This is a genomic window from Rhizobium herbae (assembly GCF_019511375.1).
Lineage (GTDB): Bacteria > Pseudomonadota > Alphaproteobacteria > Rhizobiales > Rhizobiaceae > Pararhizobium > Pararhizobium herbae_A.
The window spans coordinates 458,248-479,376 of sequence record NZ_JAEUAO010000004.1; the positions used below are offsets into that span (position 1 = coordinate 458,248).

Here is a 21,129-nt window from a genome sequence, read left to right on the forward strand (position 1 = left end):
GGTGATAATCGGTGCCAACCCGGGGGCTTGGCGATCTCAGCGGGCGAACTTGCGAGCTCCGGCCACACACGCGACGACCGAGAGCGCTGTGACCACCATCACGACGCTCACCTGTTCGTGCAGGAGGCTCGCGGCCAGCAGGAGACCGAAGAAGGGTTGAAGCAGTTGCAACTGCCCCACGCCTGCGATGCCGCCGAGCGCCAAGCCGCGATACCAGAACACGAAGCCGACCAGCATGCTGAAAACCGATACATAGCCAAGGCCGAGCCAGGAGGAGCCGGCGATGCCTTGCCAGGTGTCCGGCAGCGTGATCAGGGCGATGATCGCCATCGGCGGCAGGGAGAGGACCAGCGCCCAGGAAATCACCTGCCATCCACCCCATGTCCGAGAGAGCTTCGCACCTTGCGCATAGCCAAGCCCGCAAACGATGATCGCGGCAATCATCAAGAGATCCCCCGCGACAGACACCTCTGCGCCAAATGTCAGGGCGAAACCGACCACCGTGGCACTGCCCAGCCCGGAGAACAGCCAGAAGAGCGGCCTTGGGCGCTCCCCGCCCAGGAGAACACCGAAGATTGCGGTCGCAAGCGGAAGCAGACCGACAAACACGATCGAATGCGCCGACGTGATGTATTGCAGGGCCACTGCCGTCAGCAGCGGAAAGCCGATGACGACGCCGAGCGCGACAAGCGCGAGCGACAGGAGATCGTCGGGGCGCGGTCTGGGCTGGCGAAGCGCGAAGAGCAATGCCGCCCCGAGGAGTGCAGCGATGACCGCCCGGGCCGATGTCAGGAACAGCGGAGAGAAATCCGAAACCGCAACGCGCGTCGCCGGAAGCGACCCGCTGAATATGACGACACCGAGCATGCCGCTGCCCCAACCTTCCAACGATGTTTTCATGGCACCTCACTTTCTGTCGCACAGTTACGCGCAAAAGGCTGGTGCAAACAGGCACAGATCAGTACAATATCAACAAACTGTACCAGTATAACCAAACATACAATCGGGGGGGCTCCATGCCACGCAGCGATGCGGGTACGCGCACGACGGACGTCATGATGGCGATCAGGAACAGGATCGCCAGCCGATCACTTGCGCCGGGGGATCGTCTTCCTTCCATCCGCAGCTTTGCCGCCACGATGGGCGTGTCGCCAACCACAGTGGTCGAAGCCTATGACCGTCTTGCCGCGGAGGGATTGATCCGGGCGCTTCGCGGTTCCGGCTTCTACGTTTCGACCACCGCCTTGCCGCCGCTCAAGCTGGCGGAAGCCCACTCGCCGCGGGCAAGGGCAGTCGATCCATTCTGGGTGTCGCGGCAGTCGCTTGATTCCGATGATGCGGTGCTGAAGCCCGGATGCGGGTGGCTTCCGTCGGACTGGATGCCGAATGACGCGTTGAGGCAGGCCATTCGAAGATTGGCGCGAACCGACGACAATCTCCTTGCCTACTACGGCAGCACGCGCGGCTCCTTGCCGTTGCGGCGGCTGCTCTTGTCGCGCTTTGCCGAGGAGGGCATTCAGGCCACGCCTGATGAAGTGATGCTGACGAGTACGGGGACCCAGTCACTCGACCTGATCTGTCGCTTTCTCCTGCGGCCAGGCGACACGGTCATGATCGACGATCCGTGTTATTTCAATTTTCAGGCGCTGTTGAAGGCGCATCAGGTGAAGATCGTCGGCGTTCCCTACACGCCAACGGGTCCTGATCTTGCGGCGTTTGAAGCCCTGCTGAATGCCGAGCGGCCACGGGTGTACCTGACCAATTCCGCGCTTCACAATCCGACGGGAGCAACGCTTCCACCCCAGACCGCGCATCGTTTGCTGAACGCGGCAGCACAACATGAGATGACAATCATCGAGGACGATATCTTCGCCGACTTCGAACCCGAGCCGTCGGTGCGCCTCGCAGCGCTCGATGGTCTCAACCGCGTCATTCGCATCGGCAGTTTCTCTAAGACCCTCTCGGCGTCGATCCGCTGCGGCTACATTGCCGCGCAGCGCGACTGGATCGATGGGCTGGTCGATCTGCAGGTCGCCACCAATTTCGGCGGACCGAGCCCCGTTGCCACCGAACTGATTACCCATGTGCTGGCAGGAGGGAGCTATCGCAAGCACATGGAGGAACTGCGGCGCAAACTCGCGAGAGCCCGGCGTGAGGTGGTGGACAGGCTGCATCGGCTCAGTATCGAACCCTGGCTCCTGCCTCGCGGCGGTTTCTATCTCTGGTGCAGACTTCCTGACGGGCTGGATGCTACGCATGTGGCGCAAGCAGCCCTTGCCGAGGGCATCGTGCTTGCCCCCGGCAATGTGTTCAGCGTGTCGCAAGGCGCGCCTGATTTCATGCGTTTCAATGTTGCCCATACGCTGGATCCACGCATTGAGCGGACCCTTGCGGAGGTACTGAGAAAAGCTCGCTGAGGGGGGCGGGTTTGGCTGCGGGTGCTAACATGCGCGGTGAGCCCCTTGCCGCTTCCTGCTGCGTCCCGTGGCATGTTTCGAGAGTAAATTTGAAAAAGCCCGCCTTGAAACCCATGGAAGTCCTGCTCTGTCCCTTGACCGCAGTCCTGCGAATAAATACCCATGGTTGCATCATCGGCAGGACCGTTCATGAGAATCCTTCACATTGCCATTCTGGCGCTCTGCCTGCCGATCACAGCGGTTTTCGCGCAGTCGCCCAACGATGACCCCGTTCAGCTCGAGGCCAAAACTGAAGTCTTGTTCGCGTCGGATCGTGATCTGCTCGACGTGAAGCTGTCCGTCGATCAGATGGTCGATCCCGCAACCAATCAGCAGGCTGTGACATCGATGATCGAGCGCATGGCCGAGGCGGTGAAGGCCATGGCCGGGGAGGGGGCAAAGAGCGCCGACACGCTTGCGGCTCTGAAGCGCTATCTCTACGAGGGTGGCGCCTGGAACGACAACAGGCCCTTCCAGTATGACCTTGAAGATCCGCTCGGCGAAAAACCCGCAAACCGCCTGCTGCAACGCTACCTGACGACGCGGCGCGGCAACTGCGTCACCATGCCCATGCTGATGATGTTCGTCGGCCAGCGGCTGGGGTTGAAGATGACACTGGCCGAAGCGCCCTTGCATGTCTTCGTGAAATATACCGACGACGACGGCGCCGTCTGGAATCTGGAGGCCACCAGCGGCGGCGGGTTTACCCGCGATGTCTGGTACAGACAGAAATTGCCGATGTCGGACAAGGCAGTGACCAACGGCGTCTATCTCCGACCTCTGTCCCATGAGGAAGCGACGGCGCTGATCGCCTCGTTTCTGGTGGAGCATCAGATCGAAGCAGGCGCGTTCGAAAATGCGATCGCCGTCTCCGACGTGCTGCTGCGGCATTACCCCTCCTTCGCTTACGTTCTGGTGAAGAAGGGCAGCGCCTACAGCGGCCTGCTGCGGCGGGAACTGGTCGGAAAATATACGCGGATGGAAGACATTCCGGCCGATCTGAAGGTGAAAGCCGATCGGTGGTACGGGGAAAACATGCAGGCGTTCGCCAAGGCTGAAGCCCTGGGGTGGCGGCCGCAGGACGGCCGGCCGCAATGACTATTTGATTTACGTGAGGATTTGTTCATGAAGTGCTTTTCCAGCGGGTTTTTGACCCGCGTTCTCAGTTTGCTGCTTGTTTGCAGCATGTTGTCCGTGTCGTTCGGCTCGGCGGCCAATGCACGGTTTATCCAGCCGGCTACGATGGACCCCACGATCGAGGGTGTCGGCACGAATAGGTACGCTTATGCGGGTAATGATCCGGTCAATAACAGTGATCCAAATGGCCATATCGCTGGTCAGCCTGACAAAACAGTGGAAGGAGTTGCGCAAGGAGGCTTTTGGGGAGGTCTTCTAGGCGGTCTCTTTGGGGCTGGTGCTGGTTTTCTAGCTGGAGGCCCTCCAGGGGCGTTAGTTGGGGGCGGTGCTGGAATCTACGACGGCGTGATGGGGGGAGCAATCGTAGGCGGCGCACTGGGCGTTCATGCCGATATGATGGAGGACCACGAGGCCGGGAGGAACGGTGATAAGAATTTCGGCTCTGGTGGTACATCCTCCGCTGCGGCAGGGGCGGCGGTCTAGGTGGTCCTGAGGATGAGGATAAGGAGAAAAACTCTGTAAAAGATAAGCACGATGCACGTGCTGCAGTCCGAGAAAGTGGTGCAACGCCTTATGGTAAAAGCGGGCAAGCTTTCAATATCAAAAATGAAACGCAGCTAAATTCCCTTTGGGATAAGCTTAGTTCAGGTGGGAGGTCGGTTCAGGCCAACAGCTACAACGGTCAAATGAAAGAATTGAGTGATGGAACGCGTGTAGGTATAAGATTCGAATCAACCACAGGAGGTAAAACGATAGATGTTTTCCCTAGTAGGGGAGCTCCGTATAAGATTCATATCGGGGAGTAGTTATAATGGACAGCAGGGCAAGCATAGTTATAGATTATCTTTACGATGAAGGCCGGAGAGATATAATCCTGTTTGGATATATTCTGGGATTGGTTACATCAGATGGTGAAAATTTATACCAAAAGACGCCAGAGCAACGCTTTAGTGATGCAACAACACTTTCGAATTTTCTAGTCTCATCCGGAGCTTTTGTTGCAGGAAAAACGACCAATGATTCTAATGGAGAATTTAAACAATATATATTTGAAGACTTTGAAGATTTTATTGTATTGAATAAATCGAATTTCGAAAAAGGTGGAATTGATGACATCGACCTTATAACGCAAACATGGTTGAAGAAAGTAACAAAGAAAGATATTCCTGAAATTATACCGGAATTTATTGAGAAATTGTTTGAATAGAAAAAAGTCTCAGAAAATAGCTGAAGCCCTCTAGCTCCTCCGGCCGCATCATCGCCCGGTCGAGCCTCCCCTTAGCTGCCGAGACGGGCGCGCTGCTATCCACGCTCGAAGCCATCACCTCGCGCCAAAGCTGGCGCGTTCCGTCAGTTCGTCCCGGCGCTCCAGCGCCGCAGTGACGGGGCCGATCTCCGGCTCCGGACCGCAGCCACGTTTCCCCGCTTCTAATCCAGCACCTTTGACGCCTCTCGCGCCATTGCACGCCGCCCTCAATTTCGCTAAGAGACCCGCGACTTGGAGACAGACGGGCGCGGGTTTGACGCGCGGCATTTTCGACCGGTAGAGGCATATGGCACGCATCGTTATGAAATTCGGCGGGACATCCGTCGCCGATCTTGAACGCATCTACAATGTAGCCCGCCATGTGAAACGTGAAGTCGAGGCCGGCCACGAGGTGGCGGTGGTCGTCTCTGCCATGTCCGGCAAGACCAACGAACTGGTCGGCTGGGTGCAGGGCGCGCCGAAGGCGACGGGCGCGAGTTCGCCCTTCTTCGATGCGCGCGAATACGACGCGGTGGTCGCTTCCGGCGAGCAGGTGACCTCGGGGCTGCTCGCGATCACGCTGCAATCGATGGGCATCAATGCCCGTTCCTGGCAGGGCTGGCAGATCCCGATCAAGACCGACAACGCCCATGGCGCCGCGCGCATCCTCGAGATCGACGGCGCCGAGCTGATCCGCCGCTTCGGCGAAGGCCAGGTCGCCGTCATCGCCGGCTTCCAGGGGCTCGGGCCCGACAACCGGATCGCGACGCTCGGCCGGGGCGGCTCGGATACGTCTGCCGTGGCGATTGCGGCGGCGATCAAGGCCGATCGCTGCGACATCTATACGGACGTCGACGGCGTCTACACCACCGACCCGCGCATCGAGCCGAAGGCGCGGCGGATGAAGAAGATCGCATTCGAGGAAATGCTGGAAATGGCGTCGCTTGGCGCCAAGGTCCTGCAGGTGCGCTCGGTCGAGCTTGCCATGGTTCACAAGGTCCGCACCTTCGTGCGCTCCAGTTTCGTAGACCCCGATGCGCCGGGCATGGGCGATCTTCTCAATCCCCCCGGTACGCTGATTTGTGATGAGGAAGAGATCGTGGAACAGGAAGTCGTCACCGGCATCGCCTATGCCAAGGATGAAGCGCAGATTTCGCTCAGGCGCGTGGCCGACCGGCCCGGCGTTTCGGCTGCGATCTTCGGCCCGCTGGCGGAAGCCCATATCAATGTCGACATGATCGTCCAGAACATTTCGGAAGACGGCTCGAAGACCGACATGACCTTCACCGTGCCTTCCGGCGACGTGGACAAGGCCCTGAAGGTGCTGGAAGGCGCCAAGGAGAAGGTCGGTTTCGACGTTATCCAGAGCGAATCGGGGCTGGTCAAGGTGTCGGTCATCGGCATCGGCATGCGCAGCCATGCCGGCGTGGCGGCGTCCGCGTTCCGTGCACTTGCCGAAAAAGGCATCAACATAAAGGCGATCACCACCTCGGAAATCAAGATTTCCATCCTGATTGACGGCGCTTATGCCGAATTGGCCGTTCGCACTTTGCATTCCGTCTACGGTCTGGATAAGAGTTAAGGCAAGCGGCCGCATCGACGTTTTGGGGCGGGATACGCCGGAACCTTTCGCCGCCTGCAGTTGTTGACTTTCAGACAGGAGACGTAGCGCGATGAGAGACCTCTCGGGTCCACGCGTCCTTCTCAAGCGGTTGCGCGAACTCATGGCGGAACCGCTCGAGCCGCAGGAGCGCCTTGACCAGATTGTTCGCCAGATAGCGCAGAACATGGTCGCGGAGGTGTGCTCGGTCTATGTGCTGCGCTCCGACGGCGTGCTCGAACTCTACGCCACCGAAGGTCTGAACCCGGGCGCCGTGCATCTTGCGCAACTGCAGATGGGGCAGGGCCTCGTCGGTACGATTGCGGCATCCGCGCGGCCGCTCAATCTTTCCGACGCGCAGGCGCATCCGGCCTTCACCTACCTGCCGGAAACCGGCGAAGAGATCTACCATTCCTTCCTTGGCGTGCCGATCTTGAGAACTGGCCGCTCGCTCGGCGTTCTCGTCGTGCAGAACAAGGCGAGCCGCACCTATCGCGACGACGAGGTCGAGGCGCTGGAAACCACGGCGATGGTGCTCGCCGAAATGGTGGCGACCGGCGAATTGAAGAAGATCACCCGGCCGGGCCTCGAACTCGACCTGTCGCGGCCGGTCTCGATCGACGGCAGCAGTTTCAACGATGGCATCGGCCTCGGTTACGTCGTGCTGCACGAGCCGCGCATCGTCGTCACCAATCTTTTGAACGACGATACCGATCACGAACTCGGCCGCCTGGCAGAAGCGCTCGGTTCCCTGCGCATCTCGATCGATGACATGCTGTCGCGCCGCGATGTCTCCATGGAAGGCGAGCACCGCGCCGTGCTCGAGGCCTACCGGATGTTCGCGCATGACCGCGGCTGGGTGCGCAAGCTCGAAGAGGCGATCCGCAACGGCTTGACCGCCGAAGCGGCGGTCGAGCGAGTGCAGAGCGAGACCAAGGCGCGGATGATCCGGCTGACGGATCCTTATCTGCGCGAGCGCATGCACGACTTCGACGACCTCGCCAACCGGCTGCTGAGACAGCTGACCGGCTATGGCGCGAAACTCTCGGCGAGCGACTTCCCGCCGGATGCCATCGTCGTCGCGCGTGCCATGGGTGCTGCCGAACTGCTGGACTATCCGCGCGAGAATGTCCGCGGCCTGGTTCTTGAAGAAGGCGCAGTGACGAGCCATGTGGTGATCGTCGCCCGCGCCATGGGCATTCCGGTGGTTGGTCAGGCGGCAGGCGCCGTGGCGCTGGCGGAAAACCGCGATGCGATCATCGTCGACGGCGACGATGCCAAGGTGCACCTGCGGCCGATGGCCGACCTGCAGCGGGCCTATGAGGAGAAGGTAAAGCTTCGCGCCCGGCGGCAGGAACAGTTCAAGGCGCTGCGCGGCGTCGAGCCGGTGACCAAGGATGGCAAGCAAATAAAGCTGCAGATGAATGCTGGCCTGATGGTCGATCTGCCGCAGCTTGCGGAGTCGGGCGCGGAGGGCATCGGCCTGTTCCGCACCGAACTGCAATTCATGATCGCCTCGACCATGCCGAAGATGGAGGAGCAGGAAGCCTTCTATCGCAACGTGATCAAGCAGGCCGCCGGCAAGCCGGTGACCTTCCGCACGCTCGATATCGGCGGCGACAAGGTGGTGCCCTATTTCCGTGCGGCGGAAGAAGAGAACCCGGCGCTTGGCTGGCGGGCGATCCGCCTGTCGCTCGACCGGCCCGGTCTCTTGCGCACGCAGCTGCGTGCCATGCTCAGGGCTTCGGCAGGCCAGGAACTGCGCATCATGCTGCCGATGGTGACCGAAGTGTCGGAACTGCGGACCGTGCGCGCGCTTTTGCAGAAGGAAATCCAGCGCCAGTCGAAAGTCGGCGAGCAATTGCCGAGGAAGCTGCAGTTCGGCGCGATGCTGGAAGTCCCGGCGCTGCTCTGGCAGCTCGACGAACTGATGAACGAGGTCGATTTCGTTTCCGTCGGTTCGAACGACCTGTTCCAGTTCGCGATGGCGGTCGACCGCGGCAATGCGCGGGTGTCCGACCGCTTCGACGTGCTTGGCCGCCCGTTCCTGCGCATCCTGCGCGACATCACCCGCGCGGGCGAACGCAACGATACCCCGGTGACGCTGTGCGGCGAAATGGCGAGCAAGCCGCTGTCGGCCATGGCGCTGCTCGGGATAGGCTTCCGCTCGGTCTCGATGGCGCCGACGGCCGTCGGGCCGGTGAAGGCGATGCTGCTGGCGCTCGACGTCGACAAGCTCTCGGCCATGATGGCGGTCGCGCTGGACGACACCAAGGATCCGACACCGATGCGCGAGCTGCTGGTGGCTTTCGCGGCGGAGAACGGGATTCCGGTCTAGGATGGGTCCAGCCTGGGGGCGGTGGCCCTCATCCGCCCTGCCGGGCACCTTCTCCCCGTTTTGACGGGGAGAAGGGATGTGCGGAACACTCGCGGCCTCCCATTCGCCTGGCGGTCTTGGCAGTCACGGAGGGGCGTCAAATTCGGTCGTTCCCTCTCCCCGCCTGCGGGGAGAGGGCTAGGGTGAGGGGCAGCGTGGCGGCGGTAGACGATAGGGGCTCGGACAAAAAGACAACAGAGCGCGCCCGCAGTTTGCGGAAGGTCGAGAACGACGCGGAGGAGGCGCTCTGGTTTGAGCTCAGGGCACGTCGTCTCAATGGGTTCAAGTTCGTCCGGCAATTGCCGATCGGTCCGTACTTCGCTGATTTCGCATGCAGGCAGGTCCACCTCGTCGTCGAAGTTGACGGAAGCCAGCACGCAGGCAGCCCTCATGATGCAAGGCGGGACGATTACATGTCGACGAATGGCTGGAGCGTTGTTCGTTTTTGGAACGGATGTGTTCTCAAAGGACCGAGAGCAAGTATTGGGGACGATAGTCGAAATTGTTGAAAATAGACTCATCCAGGAGGTGAGATCGTTTGATCTGACCTTCATTCCGGCTCAAAAGTCTGGCCGATGAATGATCAGTTTACCGCGGCTTCGGTGCTTTGAGAAAGCCGTCCCGGTCGTTAAACATCGCCGTCGCAACGGCATCTGTGGAGTTCGAGTTGGCTACCTTACCTGTTGAAAAAATGCGCGAGCTGGAGCGCCGCTTCGGTGAGATCGAGGCGCGCATGGCCGAAGGTCCGGCGGCGGATGTCTATGTGAAGCTGGCGTCGGAATATTCCGAGCTGCAGCCGGTGGTGGCGAAGATCAGGCAGTACGAGAAGGCGCAAGGCGAGCTTGCGGATATCGCGGCGCTGCTGTCCGACAAAAGCACCGACCGCGATATGCGCGATCTGGCCGAGATGGAAAAGCCGGAGATCGAGGCGCGCATCGAGGCGCTGGAGAAGGACATGCAGATCCTGCTCCTGCCGAAGGATGCGGCCGACGAGAAGAGCGCCATCCTTGAAATCCGCGCCGGCACGGGCGGGTCGGAGGCGGCGCTTTTTGCCGGCGACCTCTTCCGCATGTATGAGCGCTATGCCGCCGACAAGGGCTGGAAGGTCGAGGTGCTTTCGGCAAGCGAGGGCGATGCCGGCGGCTACAAGGAAATCATCGCGACCGTCACCGGGCGCGGGGTGTTTTCCAAGCTTAAATTCGAATCCGGCGTGCACCGGGTCCAGCGCGTGCCGGATACGGAAACGCAGGGACGCATCCATACCTCGGCGGCGACCGTTGCGGTGCTGCCGGAAGCCGAAGACATCGACATCGAGATCCGCAACGAGGACATCCGCATCGACACGATGCGCTCGTCCGGCGCGGGCGGACAGCACGTCAACACGACGGACTCGGCGGTTCGCATCACGCACCTGCCATCGGGCATCGTCGTCACCAGTTCGGAGAAGTCGCAGCACCAGAACCGTGCCAAGGCGATGCAGGTCCTGCGCTCGCGGCTCTACGACATGGAGCGGCAGAAGGCCGACAGCGAGCGCTCGGCCTCGCGCAAGAGCCAGGTCGGTTCCGGCGACCGCTCGGAACGCATTCGCACCTACAACTTCCCGCAGGGCCGCGTCACCGATCACCGCATCAACCTGACGCTCTACAAGATCGACCGGATGATGATGGGCGAGATCGACGAGGTGGTCGATGCGTTGCTGGCCGACTACCAGGCAGACCAGCTGGCGCAGCTCGGCGAGCAACAGGGATGACCGATACGCTCGACAGCCTGTTTGCCGAGGCGAAGGCGCGGTTCCTCAAGGCGCATATCGGCGAGGCGGCATTCGACGCGCGGGTGCTGATTTGCGGCCTGCTCGATCTTCCGGCGGCGGCTTTCATGACGCGCGGCAGCGAGGCGGTCGCGCCGGAGGATGCCGAACGGATTCGCGCCGCGATTGCGCGACGCGCGGCGCATGAGCCCGTGCACCGCATTCTCGGCCAACGGGAATTTTACGGGCTGACGCTTAGCATGTCGAAGGACACGCTGGAGCCACGGCCGGATTCAGAGATGATCGTCGAGGGGCTCATCCCGTTTGCGCGGCGCACCGTTGCCGCCAAGGGAAGCTGCCGGATCATCGATCTCGGCACGGGAACCGGGGCGATCTGCCTGGCACTCTTGAGCGCCGTACCGGAGGCGACCGGCGTCGGCTCCGATCTTGCCGCGGGTGCCGTCGCGATGGCGCAGGCCAATGCGGTGCGCAACGCGCTGGGCGACCGCTTTGTGGCTGTTGAAAGCGACTGGTTCGAGCGGATCGAGGGCGTGTTCGACATAATCGTGTCAAATCCGCCCTATATACGCACCGACGTGGTCGCGTCACTTGCGCCGGAGGTGCGCGATCACGATCCGGCCCTGGCGCTGGACGGCGGTGCCGACGGACTGGACGCCTATCGCATCATCGCCGCGAATGCCGCCGGCCATCTGGCCAAGGGCGGTGTCGTCGGGGTCGAGATCGGCTATGATCAACTTCAGGTGGTAGGAAGCGTTTTCGAGGAAAAGGGGTTTCGGATCGTCGACAGGATACGCGATCTTGGCGGCAATGACCGGGCCATAGTGTTCTCCTTCTGCAACTAATGCCTGAAAACAGCCGTCCAATGGGACGTTCTTTTCGAAAACATGAAGAAAAGGCTTGGAATCCCACGGCAGGCGGGATAGGTTGGCAGCACGCACTGGGCAGAAGGTCTTAGACCAGAGATTCGTTCCGGTCAGACCTGGCCACAGGGATTGCTCTCACAAAAGAGTTGCTAGGGTTCGACAGTGCCTGGTGCGGGTACCTGTTAATTTGACTTTAACCAGCGACGGCGCCGCCAAAAGACGGTTGGGTCGCGGCGCGTGTTTGCCTGTTCCGGAATCCCCGACAAGCCACGCAACCACATGATCATCAATATCAAGAGAATGCAGGTGAGTGAACGATGAGGCCAGGACAGCAAAACAAGCGCGGCCGTGGGCGTAACAACAATAACAGCAGCAACAACAGCGGTGGTAACAACAACCATAACCGGAAGGGTTCCAACCCGCTGACCCGGACCTATGACAGTTCCGGACCGGACGTGAAGATCCGGGGTACCGCGCAGCATATCGCCGAGAAATATGCGACCCTTGCCCGCGATGCGCAGAGTTCCGGCGACCGGGTCATGGCGGAAAACTATCTTCAGCATGCCGAGCACTACAACCGCATCATTGCCGCCGCCCAGGCGCAGATGCAGGAGCGTTTCCAGCGTGACGATCGCAGCGACTACGCCGACCGGTCCGATTACCAGGATCGCGACGGCAACGAGCGCGACGACGATCTCGACCAGAACGACGTCGACGAAAGCGTCTCCATCCAAGACCAGCAGCCGGATGTGGGTCGCCCTCAGCAGGCCGATCGCCCGCCGCGCCAGCACGACGGCGAGCGCCGCGACCGCCAGCGCCATGACCGCCAGCGCCAGCAGCGGTCCGATCAGCCCCAGCCGCAGGCACGCCCCGACCTGCAGCCGCAGCCGGTCATCGACGGCTCCGGCCCGCAGCCGGTGATCGAAGGCACGCCGGCAGAAGTTACGCTGGAAGCGGAAGCCCCGACCGGGGCCGCCCCGACGCGCCGCCGTGCTGCCCCGCGTCCCCGCCGCCAGCCGCGCCGCAGCGATGCCGCTGGCGACGAGGCCGCAGCGGGCGAACAGCCGGACGTTCCGGCCCTCGTCGAGGCTGCCGGCGAATAAACTGACGGACGCTCGGCGTCGCTGATGAAACCGAAAGCCGCCTGCAGATCGTTGCAGGCGGCTTTTTGCTGTCGGCGCCTGTGCGGTGGATTGCCGGCTCCCACACTCCGTCATCCCTGTGCTTGTCACGGGGATCCAGCCACCGCGCGTCTGCGCGGTGGTGGTAAAGCGCTGTTTCATCTCAATCCAAAGCACCGACGCGTCGCGAAGGGCGTTCGATCGGGACGAGACAGTGTCCATTTGAGATCGCGGTTGCGGCCCCTCATCCGCCCTGCCGGGCACCCTCTCCCCGTTTCGACGGGGAGAAGGAGGCACGCCGCACCGTTTCGCCAGTCTCAACGGCGGAGGAGGGCGCGTCCTCTCTGCATGCGGGGAGAGGGCCAGGGTGAGGGGCAGAGGCCGCGTCTTCGCGGTTGCCTCTTCCAATGCGCGATACTGTCCGACGGAATCCGTCAACCTCCTGGTTCGGGCTCTTTAATTTGCAAAATTGCTCCCCCATATTCGCTTCAACGGGTTGATCCTGCGCAAGGCAGATATCGACCGGAAATGACAGGCTTGCCTTTTCAGGGGGCCTGATCCCGAACCATCGGCAGCGCCGCGAACGGGCTGGCCGATTTATGGAGGTCGACAGATGAATATTGAAAAATACTCCGAGCGCGTGCGCGGTTTCCTGCAATCGGCGCAAACCTATGCGCTGGCGCAGGGGCATCCGCAATTCACTCCCGAACATATCCTGAAAGTCCTGCTCGACGACGACCAGGGCATGGCGGCATCGCTGATCGAGCGGGCCGGCGGCGATGCAAAGGCTGCCCGAATCGCCAATGATGCGGCGCTTGCCAAGCTGCCGAAGGTTTCGGGCGGCAATGGGTCGCTTTCCTTGGCGCAGCCGCTGGCGCGCGTGTTTTCGACCGCTGAAGAGGCGGCCAAGAAGGCCGGCGACAGCTTCGTCACGGTCGAGCGCCTGCTGCAGGCGCTGATCATCGAGACGTCGGCTGCAACTTCCGGCATCCTGTCGAAGGCGGGCGTGACCGCTGCCAAGCTCAACCAGGTCATCAACGACATCCGCAAGGGCCGCACGGCCGATGGTGCCAATGCCGAAGCGGGCTTCGACGCGCTGAAGAAATATGCGCGCGACCTGACGGGAGATGCCCGGGAAGGCAAGCTCGATCCGGTGATCGGCCGTGACGACGAGATCCGCCGCACGATCCAGGTGCTGTCGCGCCGCACCAAGAACAATCCGGTGCTGATCGGTGAGCCCGGCGTCGGCAAGACGGCGATTGCTGAGGGCCTGGCGCTGCGCATCGTCAATGGTGACGTGCCGGAAAGCCTGAAGGACAAGAGGCTGATGGCGCTCGACATGGGCGCGCTGATCGCAGGCGCGAAATATCGCGGCGAGTTCGAAGAGCGGCTGAAGGCCATTCTTTCCGAGGTCCAGGCGGAGGCAGGCGAAATCATCCTGTTCATCGACGAGATGCACACGCTGGTCGGCGCCGGCAAGGCGGACGGGGCAATGGACGCCTCGAACCTTCTGAAGCCGGCCCTTGCCCGCGGCGAGTTGCACTGCGTCGGCGCCACCACGCTCGACGAGTACCGCAAGCACGTGGAAAAGGACGCAGCCCTTGCGCGAAGGTTCCAGCCGGTGATGGTCGACGAGCCGACGGTCGAGGACACGATCTCGATCCTGCGCGGGTTGAAGGAAAAATACGAGCAGCATCACAAGGTCCGGATCTCCGATTCGGCGCTGGTTGCGGCTGCCACGCTTTCCAACCGCTATATCACCGACCGCTTCCTGCCGGACAAGGCGATCGACCTGATGGACGAGGCCGCGTCAAGGCTTCGGATGCAGGTCGATTCCAAGCCTGAGGAACTGGACGAACTCGACCGTCGCATCATCCAGCTGAAGATCGAGCGCGAGGCCCTGAAGAAGGAGACCGACCGGTCGTCGAAGGACCGGCTGGAAAAACTGGAGCTCGATCTCACCGCACTTGAAGAGCAGGCCAACGCGCTGACGGCCCGCTGGCAGGCAGAAAAGTCCAAGCTCGGCCTTGCTGCCGACCTGAAGAAGCAGCTCGACGAAGCCCGCAACGAACTGGCGATCGCCCAGCGCAAGGGCGAATTCCAGCGGGCAGGGGAACTTGCCTATGGCGTGATCCCGAAGCTGGAAAAGGAGCTGGAAGCTGCCGAAGCAGAGGACGGCGACACCGTCAATCCCATGGTGCAGGAGGTCGTGACGCCCGACAACATCGCCCATGTCGTTTCCCGCTGGACCGGCATCCCGGTCGACAAGATGCTGGAGGGCGAACGCGAGAAGCTGCTGCGGATGGAAGACGAGCTGGCGAAATGGGTGGTCGGCCAGGGTGACGCGGTCCAGGCCGTTTCGCGCGCGGTTCGCCGCTCGCGGGCCGGGCTGCAGGATCCGAACCGGCCGATCGGCTCGTTCATCTTCCTGGGTCCCACCGGTGTCGGCAAGACGGAGCTGACCAAGGCGCTTGCCCGCTTCCTCTTCGACGACGAGACGGCGATGGTGCGCATGGACATGTCGGAATATATGGAGAAGCACTCCGTTGCCCGGCTGATCGGCGCGCCTCCCGGCTATGTCGGCTACGAGGAAGGCGGTGCACTGACCGAATCCGTGCGTCGCAGGCCCTATCAGGTGGTGCTGTTCGACGAGATCGAGAAGGCGCATCCGGACGTGTTCAACGTGCTGTTGCAGGTGCTCGACGACGGCCGGCTAACCGATGGCCAGGGCCGCACGGTCGACTTCCGCAACACGATGATCATCATGACCTCCAACCTCGGGGCCGAGTACCTCAGCCAGCTCGGCGAGAACGACGACAGCGACATGGTGCGCGACCAGGTGATGGATGTGGTGCGCGGCCATTTCCGGCCGGAGTTCCTCAACCGGGTCGACGAGATCATCCTGTTCCACCGCCTGAAGCGCGCCGAGATGGGGGCGATCGTCGATATCCAGCTCTCGCGCCTGCGCAAGCTGCTTGCCGACCGCAAGATCACGCTCGAACTGGACGACGAGGCCAGAGCCTTCCTCGCCGACAAGGGCTATGATCCGGCCTATGGCGCGCGTCCCCTGAAGCGGGCGGTGCAGAAGTATGTCCAGGATCCGCTCGCCGAGCAGATCCTGCAGGGCAATTTCCCCGACGGCTCGACGATCAAGGCCCTTGCCGGATCGGATCGGCTGAACTTCAAGCTCGGCGGCGGCGCCGAGAAGGCGGCTGCGTGATAGCATAACACTTTTGAAGAGAACCTCTCCGGAGACATCCGGGGAGGTTTTTTCATTTGGGGCGAATTTCAACAGACCGAAAGCGCGATGGGAACCAGCTAGTTTAGTGTAGGGCGCTGCCATCCGGTGGTGAATTGCGACGCCCCACGTGCAACTCGCGCCAACGGCTTGGAGTGACCCCCTCCCAGTCCCGAAAAGCCCGGTAGAATGAACTGGTATCCTGATAACCGAGCAAGCAGGCGACTTCATCAATATCGGCGCACGGGTCGAATAGCAGCTGGCGTCCCAGTTCCTGCCGCGCTTCAAGGAGCAGTTCCCGGAATGTCGTGCCTTCTTCCGTCATGCGGCGCTGCAGGGTCCGCTCGCTAACTCCAAGGTCATAGGCAATACTGGACAATTCTGGTCGGCCGCTGGCCAAGTCCCTCTTGAGAACCAACTTGACCTGCTCCCGGACAGAACCCAGCGCCTGAATTTCTCCCAAGGCTGATGCCAGCGCGGGTGTGAGAATGTCCAGCAACTCCGGGTTATGACCTGGAAACGGGCGGTCGAGATCACTGCTCCTCAGGACCAGCGCGTCACGTGGAGCGCCGTAGCGGATCGGGCAGCCAAAGTAGGTTGCATGCGCGGCGGTTCCCGAATCCGGCCTCGTCAGTTCGACCCGCGCCGGCGTAAGGTTTTGACCCGTGCCGCGCCGGCCGAGTTCCAACAGGAAGGCGAACGTGATATCGACCGCGATCGACGGTTCCGGTTCAGTTGCGTAGAGCCACTCGCCCGTGATCGTAACCACTGCGTCTTCCTCGACAAGGTGCAACTGCTCCGGTGTGCATAGTCGTTTGAAGCGGGCAAGCCTTGCAATCCCGTCCCGAAAATCACGCGCGTGGAACGCGGCCATTGTGGATGGCGGATGAACCGCCGTGTCGGTATTCTGGACCAGCTTGATTCCGAACCCGGGATCCGACGACAGCTCCTCGAGAGCCTTGAAGATCGCGAAATATTGTTGCGTCGAAACGAAGCTCTGCGGGTTCAGGTGCAGTGTCGCTGGCAACCGCGCCTGCCGCAGGACAGCCGCTGCCGGCAGGCCGAAGGATTCGAGCGTCCGCCAGAACGCTTGGGGTATCTTGCATCTGTCGGCTGGAATTCCGCTCATTGTCCTGCCCTCGTACGCCCCGGGAAAACGGGAACCGGCCCGGTGGCCGGTAAGCCACCCTCATTTCCTATCCCATCTGGCTCATGATAAGCCGATCGAAAACGCGGTCGCCCAACCATTTCCGGAGCGCAATCATCGGTCTGGCATACTTGCCGGTAACGTAGCGGGTCTTTGGCTTGCGGGCCCGGACGGCTTTCGAGACGACATCCGCAATCGCCCTCGGATCGGTTCCGCGCCCGTGACCGTAGGTCGCCGTCGTCGTTGTGGCGACCGCCTGAGAGAGCTTCGCATAGGCGCTGTTTGCGGACCGTTTAACCAAGCCGTCGGCCACGACATCCCCGAATCCGGTTTCGATTAGGCCCGGCTCCACGATCACTACCCTGATTCCGAAAGGCGCAAGTTCCAGCCGCAGGCTATCTGACCAGCCTTCAAGCGCATGCTTGGTCGCGTGATACCAAGCGCCGAGGAGCGTATAGATCTTGCCACCCATTGAGGTGATGTTGACAATGGTACCGGTGCCTCTCATCCGCATCGCCGGCAGCAGAAGCTGGGTCAGTCGTGCCGGGCCGAACATGTTGACCTCGAACTGATACCGCGCCTCGCCGATACCGACATCTTCGACCGGCCCATAGAGCCCGAAGCCTGCATTGTTGACAAGCACGTCAACGCCGCCCGCCTCCGCGACGATCACATCCACGACGGCTTTGATATCGTCATCAGCAGAAATGTCCATCCTCAACGGCACGGCTCCTAGCCGTGCGAGACCTTCCATCTTGTCGACGCTGCGCGCCGCCACATAAACCTTGAACCCGTCATCGATGAGCCGCTTGGCGATTTCCTTGCCCATGCCGGAGGACGCGCCAGTGACGAGCGCGGTTTTGCTTCTGGATTTCATGATCTGCACCTCTCGTGTTCGTGACACAGAAGCTAGACACAAGACCGACAGGTTTCATTAGCGCCAGATGCCAACTGTCTTGCAAAAGACGCCAACCGGCAGGCCAGCGCAGCAGTCTGCCGTCGACTTCCGGCGGCAGCGCCCTTTGCGCGTGATATTTGACGCGCGGCATTGGCTCTATTTGTGCTTGCCTGCGGCGTAAATGAACTGAGGCTGAATTAATTGATCCGGGTCAATGTGGCTTAGGGCGATGCGGCTAGATTGACTCCGACTTTAACCGGGAGGCTTTCATGTTCCGCAACATTCTTATACCCACCGATGGCTCACCGCTCGCAACGCTTGCCGTGGATACCGGCATCGCCTTTGCAAAGGAGGTGGGCGCGAAGATCACCGTCTTTACCGTGACGGAACCGTTTCATCTCGTTTCCCTGGATGCGGAGCAACTCAGCAGCACCCGGACGCAATATGAGGCGCTTTCCGAGCTGCATGCGGCCGAGACGCTTGCCGCCGCGCGGACCAGGGCCGAAGCTGCCGGCGTTCCCTGCGTCACCGATCAGGCAAGCACCCATGAAGTCTACCGCGAGATCATCAGGAAAGCGGAGGATATCGGCGCTGATCTCATCATCATGGCGTCGCACGGCCGCGGCGGCGTCGGCGCCTTGATCATCGGCAGTGTCACCACCAAGGTGCTGACGCATTCGACCATTCCCGTGCTCATATACAGGAAATAGCAGGACAGCCGGGCCCACTTGCCGAGCAAAGCCTTCGTTGAAAACGATCATGCCGGGGAGGGGCGGCCCTGTTCCCTGTCCGGGCTTTGGGCCTGTTCCTCTTCTCCCTGCGGGAGTATCCGAAGGGCGTGGCGCAAGAAAGAAACCGGCCTACTGCGCCGCCGCGACCTCGGCGCTGCCATTGTCCTTGGCCAGCAGTTCGTCGATGCGGGTGCGTTCCTTCTCGAACTGCGCCAGCGCATTTCCGTCGAGCGATTTGCCGCCCGGCAGGCGGATGCGCAAGGGATCGACGCGGTTGCCGTTGACGATCAGTTCGTAGTGCAGGTGCGGACCCGTCGACAGGCCGGTCGTGCCGACCCAGCCGATCACCTGGCCCTGGACGACCTTGGCGCCGGGGGTGACGCCCTTGGCGATCGCGCTCTGGTGGTTGTAGGACGAGACATAGCCATTGGCGTGGCGGATCAGCGTCTGGTTGCCGTAGCCGCCCGAATCCCAGCCGGCCTTTTCCACCACACCATTGCCGGCGGCGATGATCGGCGTGCCGCGCGGCGCCGACCAGTCGACGCCGGTATGCATGCGCGAGAAGCCGAGGATCGGATGGCGGCGCATGCCGAAACCGGAGCGGAAGGTGCCGTTCGGAACGGGATTGCGCAGCAGGAACTGGCGAATGCTCTTGCCCTGCTCGTTGTAGTAGTCGATCGTGTTGTCGTCCGGATCCTGGAACCGGTAGAAGCGCGTCTCGGCATCGCCGAAGCGGGCGTTGACATAGAGCAGTTCTGAGTCGTCGGTCGCCTTGCCGCTGTCGTCGGCCACGGAGAAGAAGGCCTCGAGCCTGTCGGTCGGCTTCAGCTGCGCCTGGAAGTCGACATTGCTGGCAAGCAGCTTGATGATCTGGGCGACCATCGTCGAATTCATGCCGTAGGAGAGGGCAGCCCGGTAGACGCCGTCATAGACGCGCGGCAGGTCGTAGCCGGCGGTGATCGCCGGCGTGCCGTTGTCGTCGAAGGCGGAGGCGACGGCGGAAAGCTGCGGCGGTTCGAAGCCCTTGACGAAATGGTCGGTGTCGTCCAGCGCCATGGTGAAGACGTGGCTGCCGCGCGAATAGACGCTGGCGCGGACGATCTTGGCTTCGCCGTTTTCGCCCTTCTGGATGATGCCGATGCGCAGGACGTCGCCTTCCTGCAGCTCCTTGGCGTCGAGGGCGGGGCGCAGGTAGCCGGCGATGTTTTCGGCCTGCTCCTTGGCATAGCCGGCATTGATCATCACGTTTGCGATCGGCGTCGCGCGACGCACGGGAATGACGTCGTCGGCATATTCGGCGCTCTGGTCGGTGATGTTCTCGAAGGCCGAAACCGTCATGTTCTCCTCGACGACGCGGGCGGACAGGCCCTGGATCAGGTCGAGATCGGATGCGTCGGAGGCGAAGCGGCGGGGGTCGACATAAAAGAGCGAGGCGATCTGGGTGTTGCCGTCGGTCAGCACCGAACCGTTGGTGCGGACGTTCTCCTCGACCTCGTCGAGCGACATCGAGGAGGCGAATTTCAACGTTGACCCCTTGAGCGGGAAGTCGACGGTCTTCAACGCGACCTCGGATTCGACATCCGAGCCATAGAGCGTTCCGGTGCGGCTGACCGGCGGGGCGCCGTCCGTCTCCTCGTTCGAGAAAATGGCAAGGGGATCGAAGGCGGGGTAGCTGTCGGTCGGCTGGTGGTTGGCGGCAAGCGTCATCTTCACATGGGCGAAGGGCTGGCGCCGCACCACTTCCTTCTCGCCGTCATGGATCATGGTCGAAACCTCCATGATGGTGCGGTCGGAGGGCTTGGCGACGATGCTCGGCGTCAGGATGCGGTCGCCGCGCTTGGCTGCTGTCGGCTGTGCTCCGCCGGCAGCCGGGCCGAGGGCGGCATAGGCTTCGGCCGGGATGGCGAGCTGCTGGCGGCCGTCAACGGCTGCAAACAGCGCGACGCCCATCAAGAGGCTGGAGGTGATGCCGGTGAGGAACGTACCCGAAAGCCAGCGCAGAGAAATCTCGCGCCGGTCGGGGGCCCTGCGTCCATCCGCAAGGATTGGCGGCTCGTTGCCGAGCGACCGCATCGTGGTCTTGTCCGTGATCATGCCAATATAGAGAAGCCCTGATTATCCGCCGTTTCTTATTATGGTCGCGGTATGTTGTGCGAAGGTGTCGCATCTTTCGCGCCTGCGAGTCAAACAGGAGAGCCGTCGACCACGCAGGAGCGAGGGGGAGGCCGGCGAAGCACCTTGCAATCAAATCCCGCGCCCCGGTTAGAGTCGGCGATTGTGAAGAAGTGAGGGCAGAACAGTGATTTCGGTTCCCTCCGGGCGGCGTTTTGGCGGCCGCATCGCATGAACGCCCTGCAGTGCAAGGGTTTGTCAAAAAACTGTCATTTTTTTCAAAAAGCCTGTTGACTATGAACGATGCCTGGGACTATAAACCGCTCACCAACGAGGGCGGCGGCGCTGCTGGCGACCGACGAACTCGCTCTGAAGTTTCTTTAGGAAATTGCGAGCGAATTTGGGGTTGATGCGGTTTCGTGTCGGGCTCTTTTG

General features: G+C 61.7%; 15 protein-coding genes and 1 pseudogene. 12 read left to right on the forward strand and 4 right to left on the reverse strand.

Annotated features, from left to right (window positions below):
• Positions 1-36: 36 nt before the first annotated feature.
• Entirely contained in the window at positions 37-900 is an 864-nt protein-coding gene (locus JNB71_RS19020) for a DMT family transporter (RefSeq protein ID WP_220373343.1), read from the reverse strand.
• A 116-nt stretch (positions 901-1,016) separates the two neighbouring features.
• On the opposite strand from JNB71_RS19020, the gene JNB71_RS19025 reads away from it, so the two are divergent.
• From JNB71_RS19025 to clpB, 11 genes and pseudogenes are all read left to right on the forward strand, one after another.
• The gene (locus JNB71_RS19025) at positions 1,017-2,417 is read left to right on the forward strand and encodes a PLP-dependent aminotransferase family protein (RefSeq protein WP_220373344.1); all 1,401 of its coding nucleotides are present in this window, start codon (positions 1,017-1,019) and stop codon (positions 2,415-2,417) included.
• Between the two features lie 189 nt (positions 2,418-2,606).
• Positions 2,607-3,554 carry a transglutaminase-like domain-containing protein gene (locus tag JNB71_RS19030; protein WP_220373345.1) on the forward strand — a complete coding sequence of 316 codons (948 nt, stop codon included), beginning with the start codon at positions 2,607-2,609 and terminating at the stop codon, positions 3,552-3,554.
• A gap of 27 nt (positions 3,555-3,581) precedes the next feature.
• Positions 3,582-4,076, forward strand: a complete 495-nt coding sequence (locus tag JNB71_RS19035; RefSeq protein WP_220373346.1) for a hypothetical protein — start codon at positions 3,582-3,584, stop codon at positions 4,074-4,076.
• A 328-nt stretch (positions 4,077-4,404) separates the two neighbouring features.
• Positions 4,405-4,800, forward strand: coding sequence for a hypothetical protein (locus JNB71_RS19040; protein WP_220373347.1), 396 nt, complete (start codon positions 4,405-4,407; stop codon positions 4,798-4,800).
• Between the two features lie 346 nt (positions 4,801-5,146).
• On the forward strand, positions 5,147-6,421 hold the full coding sequence (locus tag JNB71_RS19045; RefSeq protein ID WP_220373348.1) for an aspartate kinase: 1,275 nt from the start codon (positions 5,147-5,149) through the stop codon (positions 6,419-6,421).
• A gap of 91 nt (positions 6,422-6,512) precedes the next feature.
• The gene (gene ptsP, locus JNB71_RS19050) at positions 6,513-8,777 is read left to right on the forward strand and encodes a phosphoenolpyruvate--protein phosphotransferase (RefSeq protein WP_220373349.1); all 2,265 of its coding nucleotides are present in this window, start codon (positions 6,513-6,515) and stop codon (positions 8,775-8,777) included.
• A gap of 194 nt (positions 8,778-8,971) precedes the next feature.
• Positions 8,972-9,395 (forward strand): annotated as a pseudogene (locus JNB71_RS19055) (endonuclease domain-containing protein).
• A gap of 88 nt (positions 9,396-9,483) precedes the next feature.
• The gene (gene prfA, locus JNB71_RS19060; RefSeq protein WP_220373350.1) at positions 9,484-10,566 is read left to right on the forward strand and encodes a peptide chain release factor 1; all 1,083 of its coding nucleotides are present in this window, start codon (positions 9,484-9,486) and stop codon (positions 10,564-10,566) included.
• Positions 10,563-11,426 carry a peptide chain release factor N(5)-glutamine methyltransferase gene (prmC, locus tag JNB71_RS19065; protein WP_220373351.1) on the forward strand — a complete coding sequence of 288 codons (864 nt, stop codon included), beginning with the start codon at positions 10,563-10,565 and terminating at the stop codon, positions 11,424-11,426. Before prfA ends, prmC begins: the two co-directional genes overlap by 4 nt.
• A gap of 338 nt (positions 11,427-11,764) precedes the next feature.
• Positions 11,765-12,550: a DUF4167 domain-containing protein gene (locus JNB71_RS19070; protein WP_220373352.1), complete on the forward strand. Its 786-nt coding sequence runs from the start codon at positions 11,765-11,767 to the stop codon at positions 12,548-12,550.
• A 631-nt stretch (positions 12,551-13,181) separates the two neighbouring features.
• A complete protein-coding gene (gene clpB / locus JNB71_RS19075) occupies positions 13,182-15,788 on the forward strand; it encodes an ATP-dependent chaperone ClpB (RefSeq protein WP_220373353.1) in 2,607 nt (868 codons plus the stop codon).
• A 103-nt stretch (positions 15,789-15,891) separates the two neighbouring features.
• On the opposite strand, the gene JNB71_RS19080 is transcribed toward clpB, so the two are convergent.
• Together JNB71_RS19080 and JNB71_RS19085 are read right to left on the reverse strand one after the other, a co-directional pair.
• On the reverse strand, positions 15,892-16,935 hold the full coding sequence (locus JNB71_RS19080) for an AraC family transcriptional regulator (protein ID WP_220373354.1): 1,044 nt from the start codon (positions 16,933-16,935) through the stop codon (positions 15,892-15,894).
• Positions 16,936-17,002: 67 nt separating this feature from the next.
• Positions 17,003-17,830: an oxidoreductase gene (locus tag JNB71_RS19085; RefSeq protein ID WP_220373355.1), complete on the reverse strand. Its 828-nt coding sequence runs from the start codon at positions 17,828-17,830 to the stop codon at positions 17,003-17,005.
• A gap of 290 nt (positions 17,831-18,120) precedes the next feature.
• Between JNB71_RS19085 and JNB71_RS19090 the strand changes: the two genes are divergently transcribed.
• Positions 18,121-18,561 (forward strand): universal stress protein, encoded by a 441-nt coding sequence (locus JNB71_RS19090; protein ID WP_220373356.1) that lies wholly within the window; start codon positions 18,121-18,123, stop codon positions 18,559-18,561.
• Between the two features lie 150 nt (positions 18,562-18,711).
• On the opposite strand, the gene JNB71_RS19095 is transcribed toward JNB71_RS19090, so the two are convergent.
• Positions 18,712-20,676: a M23 family metallopeptidase gene (locus JNB71_RS19095; RefSeq protein ID WP_220373357.1), complete on the reverse strand. Its 1,965-nt coding sequence runs from the start codon at positions 20,674-20,676 to the stop codon at positions 18,712-18,714.
• Positions 20,677-21,129: the final 453 nt, after the last annotated feature.

What these genes read in the sequence shown, in the direction of transcription:
- JNB71_RS19020 (WP_220373343.1), bottom strand. Translation starts at nt 900, where the DNA reads ATGAAAACATCGTTGGAAGGTTGGGGCAGCGGCATGCTCGGTGTCGTC.
- JNB71_RS19025 (WP_220373344.1), top strand. Translation starts at nt 1,017, where the DNA reads ATGCCACGCAGCGATGCGGGTACGCGCACGACGGACGTCATGATGGCG.
- JNB71_RS19030 (WP_220373345.1), top strand. Translation starts at nt 2,607, where the DNA reads ATGAGAATCCTTCACATTGCCATTCTGGCGCTCTGCCTGCCGATCACA.
- JNB71_RS19035 (WP_220373346.1), top strand. Translation starts at nt 3,582, where the DNA reads ATGAAGTGCTTTTCCAGCGGGTTTTTGACCCGCGTTCTCAGTTTGCTG.
- JNB71_RS19040 (WP_220373347.1), top strand. Translation starts at nt 4,405, where the DNA reads ATGGACAGCAGGGCAAGCATAGTTATAGATTATCTTTACGATGAAGGC.
- JNB71_RS19045 (WP_220373348.1), top strand. Translation starts at nt 5,147, where the DNA reads ATGGCACGCATCGTTATGAAATTCGGCGGGACATCCGTCGCCGATCTT.
- ptsP (WP_220373349.1), top strand. Translation starts at nt 6,513, where the DNA reads ATGAGAGACCTCTCGGGTCCACGCGTCCTTCTCAAGCGGTTGCGCGAA.
- prmC (WP_220373351.1), top strand. Translation starts at nt 10,563, where the DNA reads ATGACCGATACGCTCGACAGCCTGTTTGCCGAGGCGAAGGCGCGGTTC.
- JNB71_RS19070 (WP_220373352.1), top strand. Translation starts at nt 11,765, where the DNA reads ATGAGGCCAGGACAGCAAAACAAGCGCGGCCGTGGGCGTAACAACAAT.
- clpB (WP_220373353.1), top strand. Translation starts at nt 13,182, where the DNA reads ATGAATATTGAAAAATACTCCGAGCGCGTGCGCGGTTTCCTGCAATCG.
- JNB71_RS19080 (WP_220373354.1), bottom strand. Translation starts at nt 16,935, where the DNA reads ATGAGCGGAATTCCAGCCGACAGATGCAAGATACCCCAAGCGTTCTGG.
- JNB71_RS19085 (WP_220373355.1), bottom strand. Translation starts at nt 17,830, where the DNA reads ATGAAATCCAGAAGCAAAACCGCGCTCGTCACTGGCGCGTCCTCCGGC.
- JNB71_RS19090 (WP_220373356.1), top strand. Translation starts at nt 18,121, where the DNA reads ATGTTCCGCAACATTCTTATACCCACCGATGGCTCACCGCTCGCAACG.
- JNB71_RS19095 (WP_220373357.1), bottom strand. Translation starts at nt 20,676, where the DNA reads ATGATCACGGACAAGACCACGATGCGGTCGCTCGGCAACGAGCCGCCA.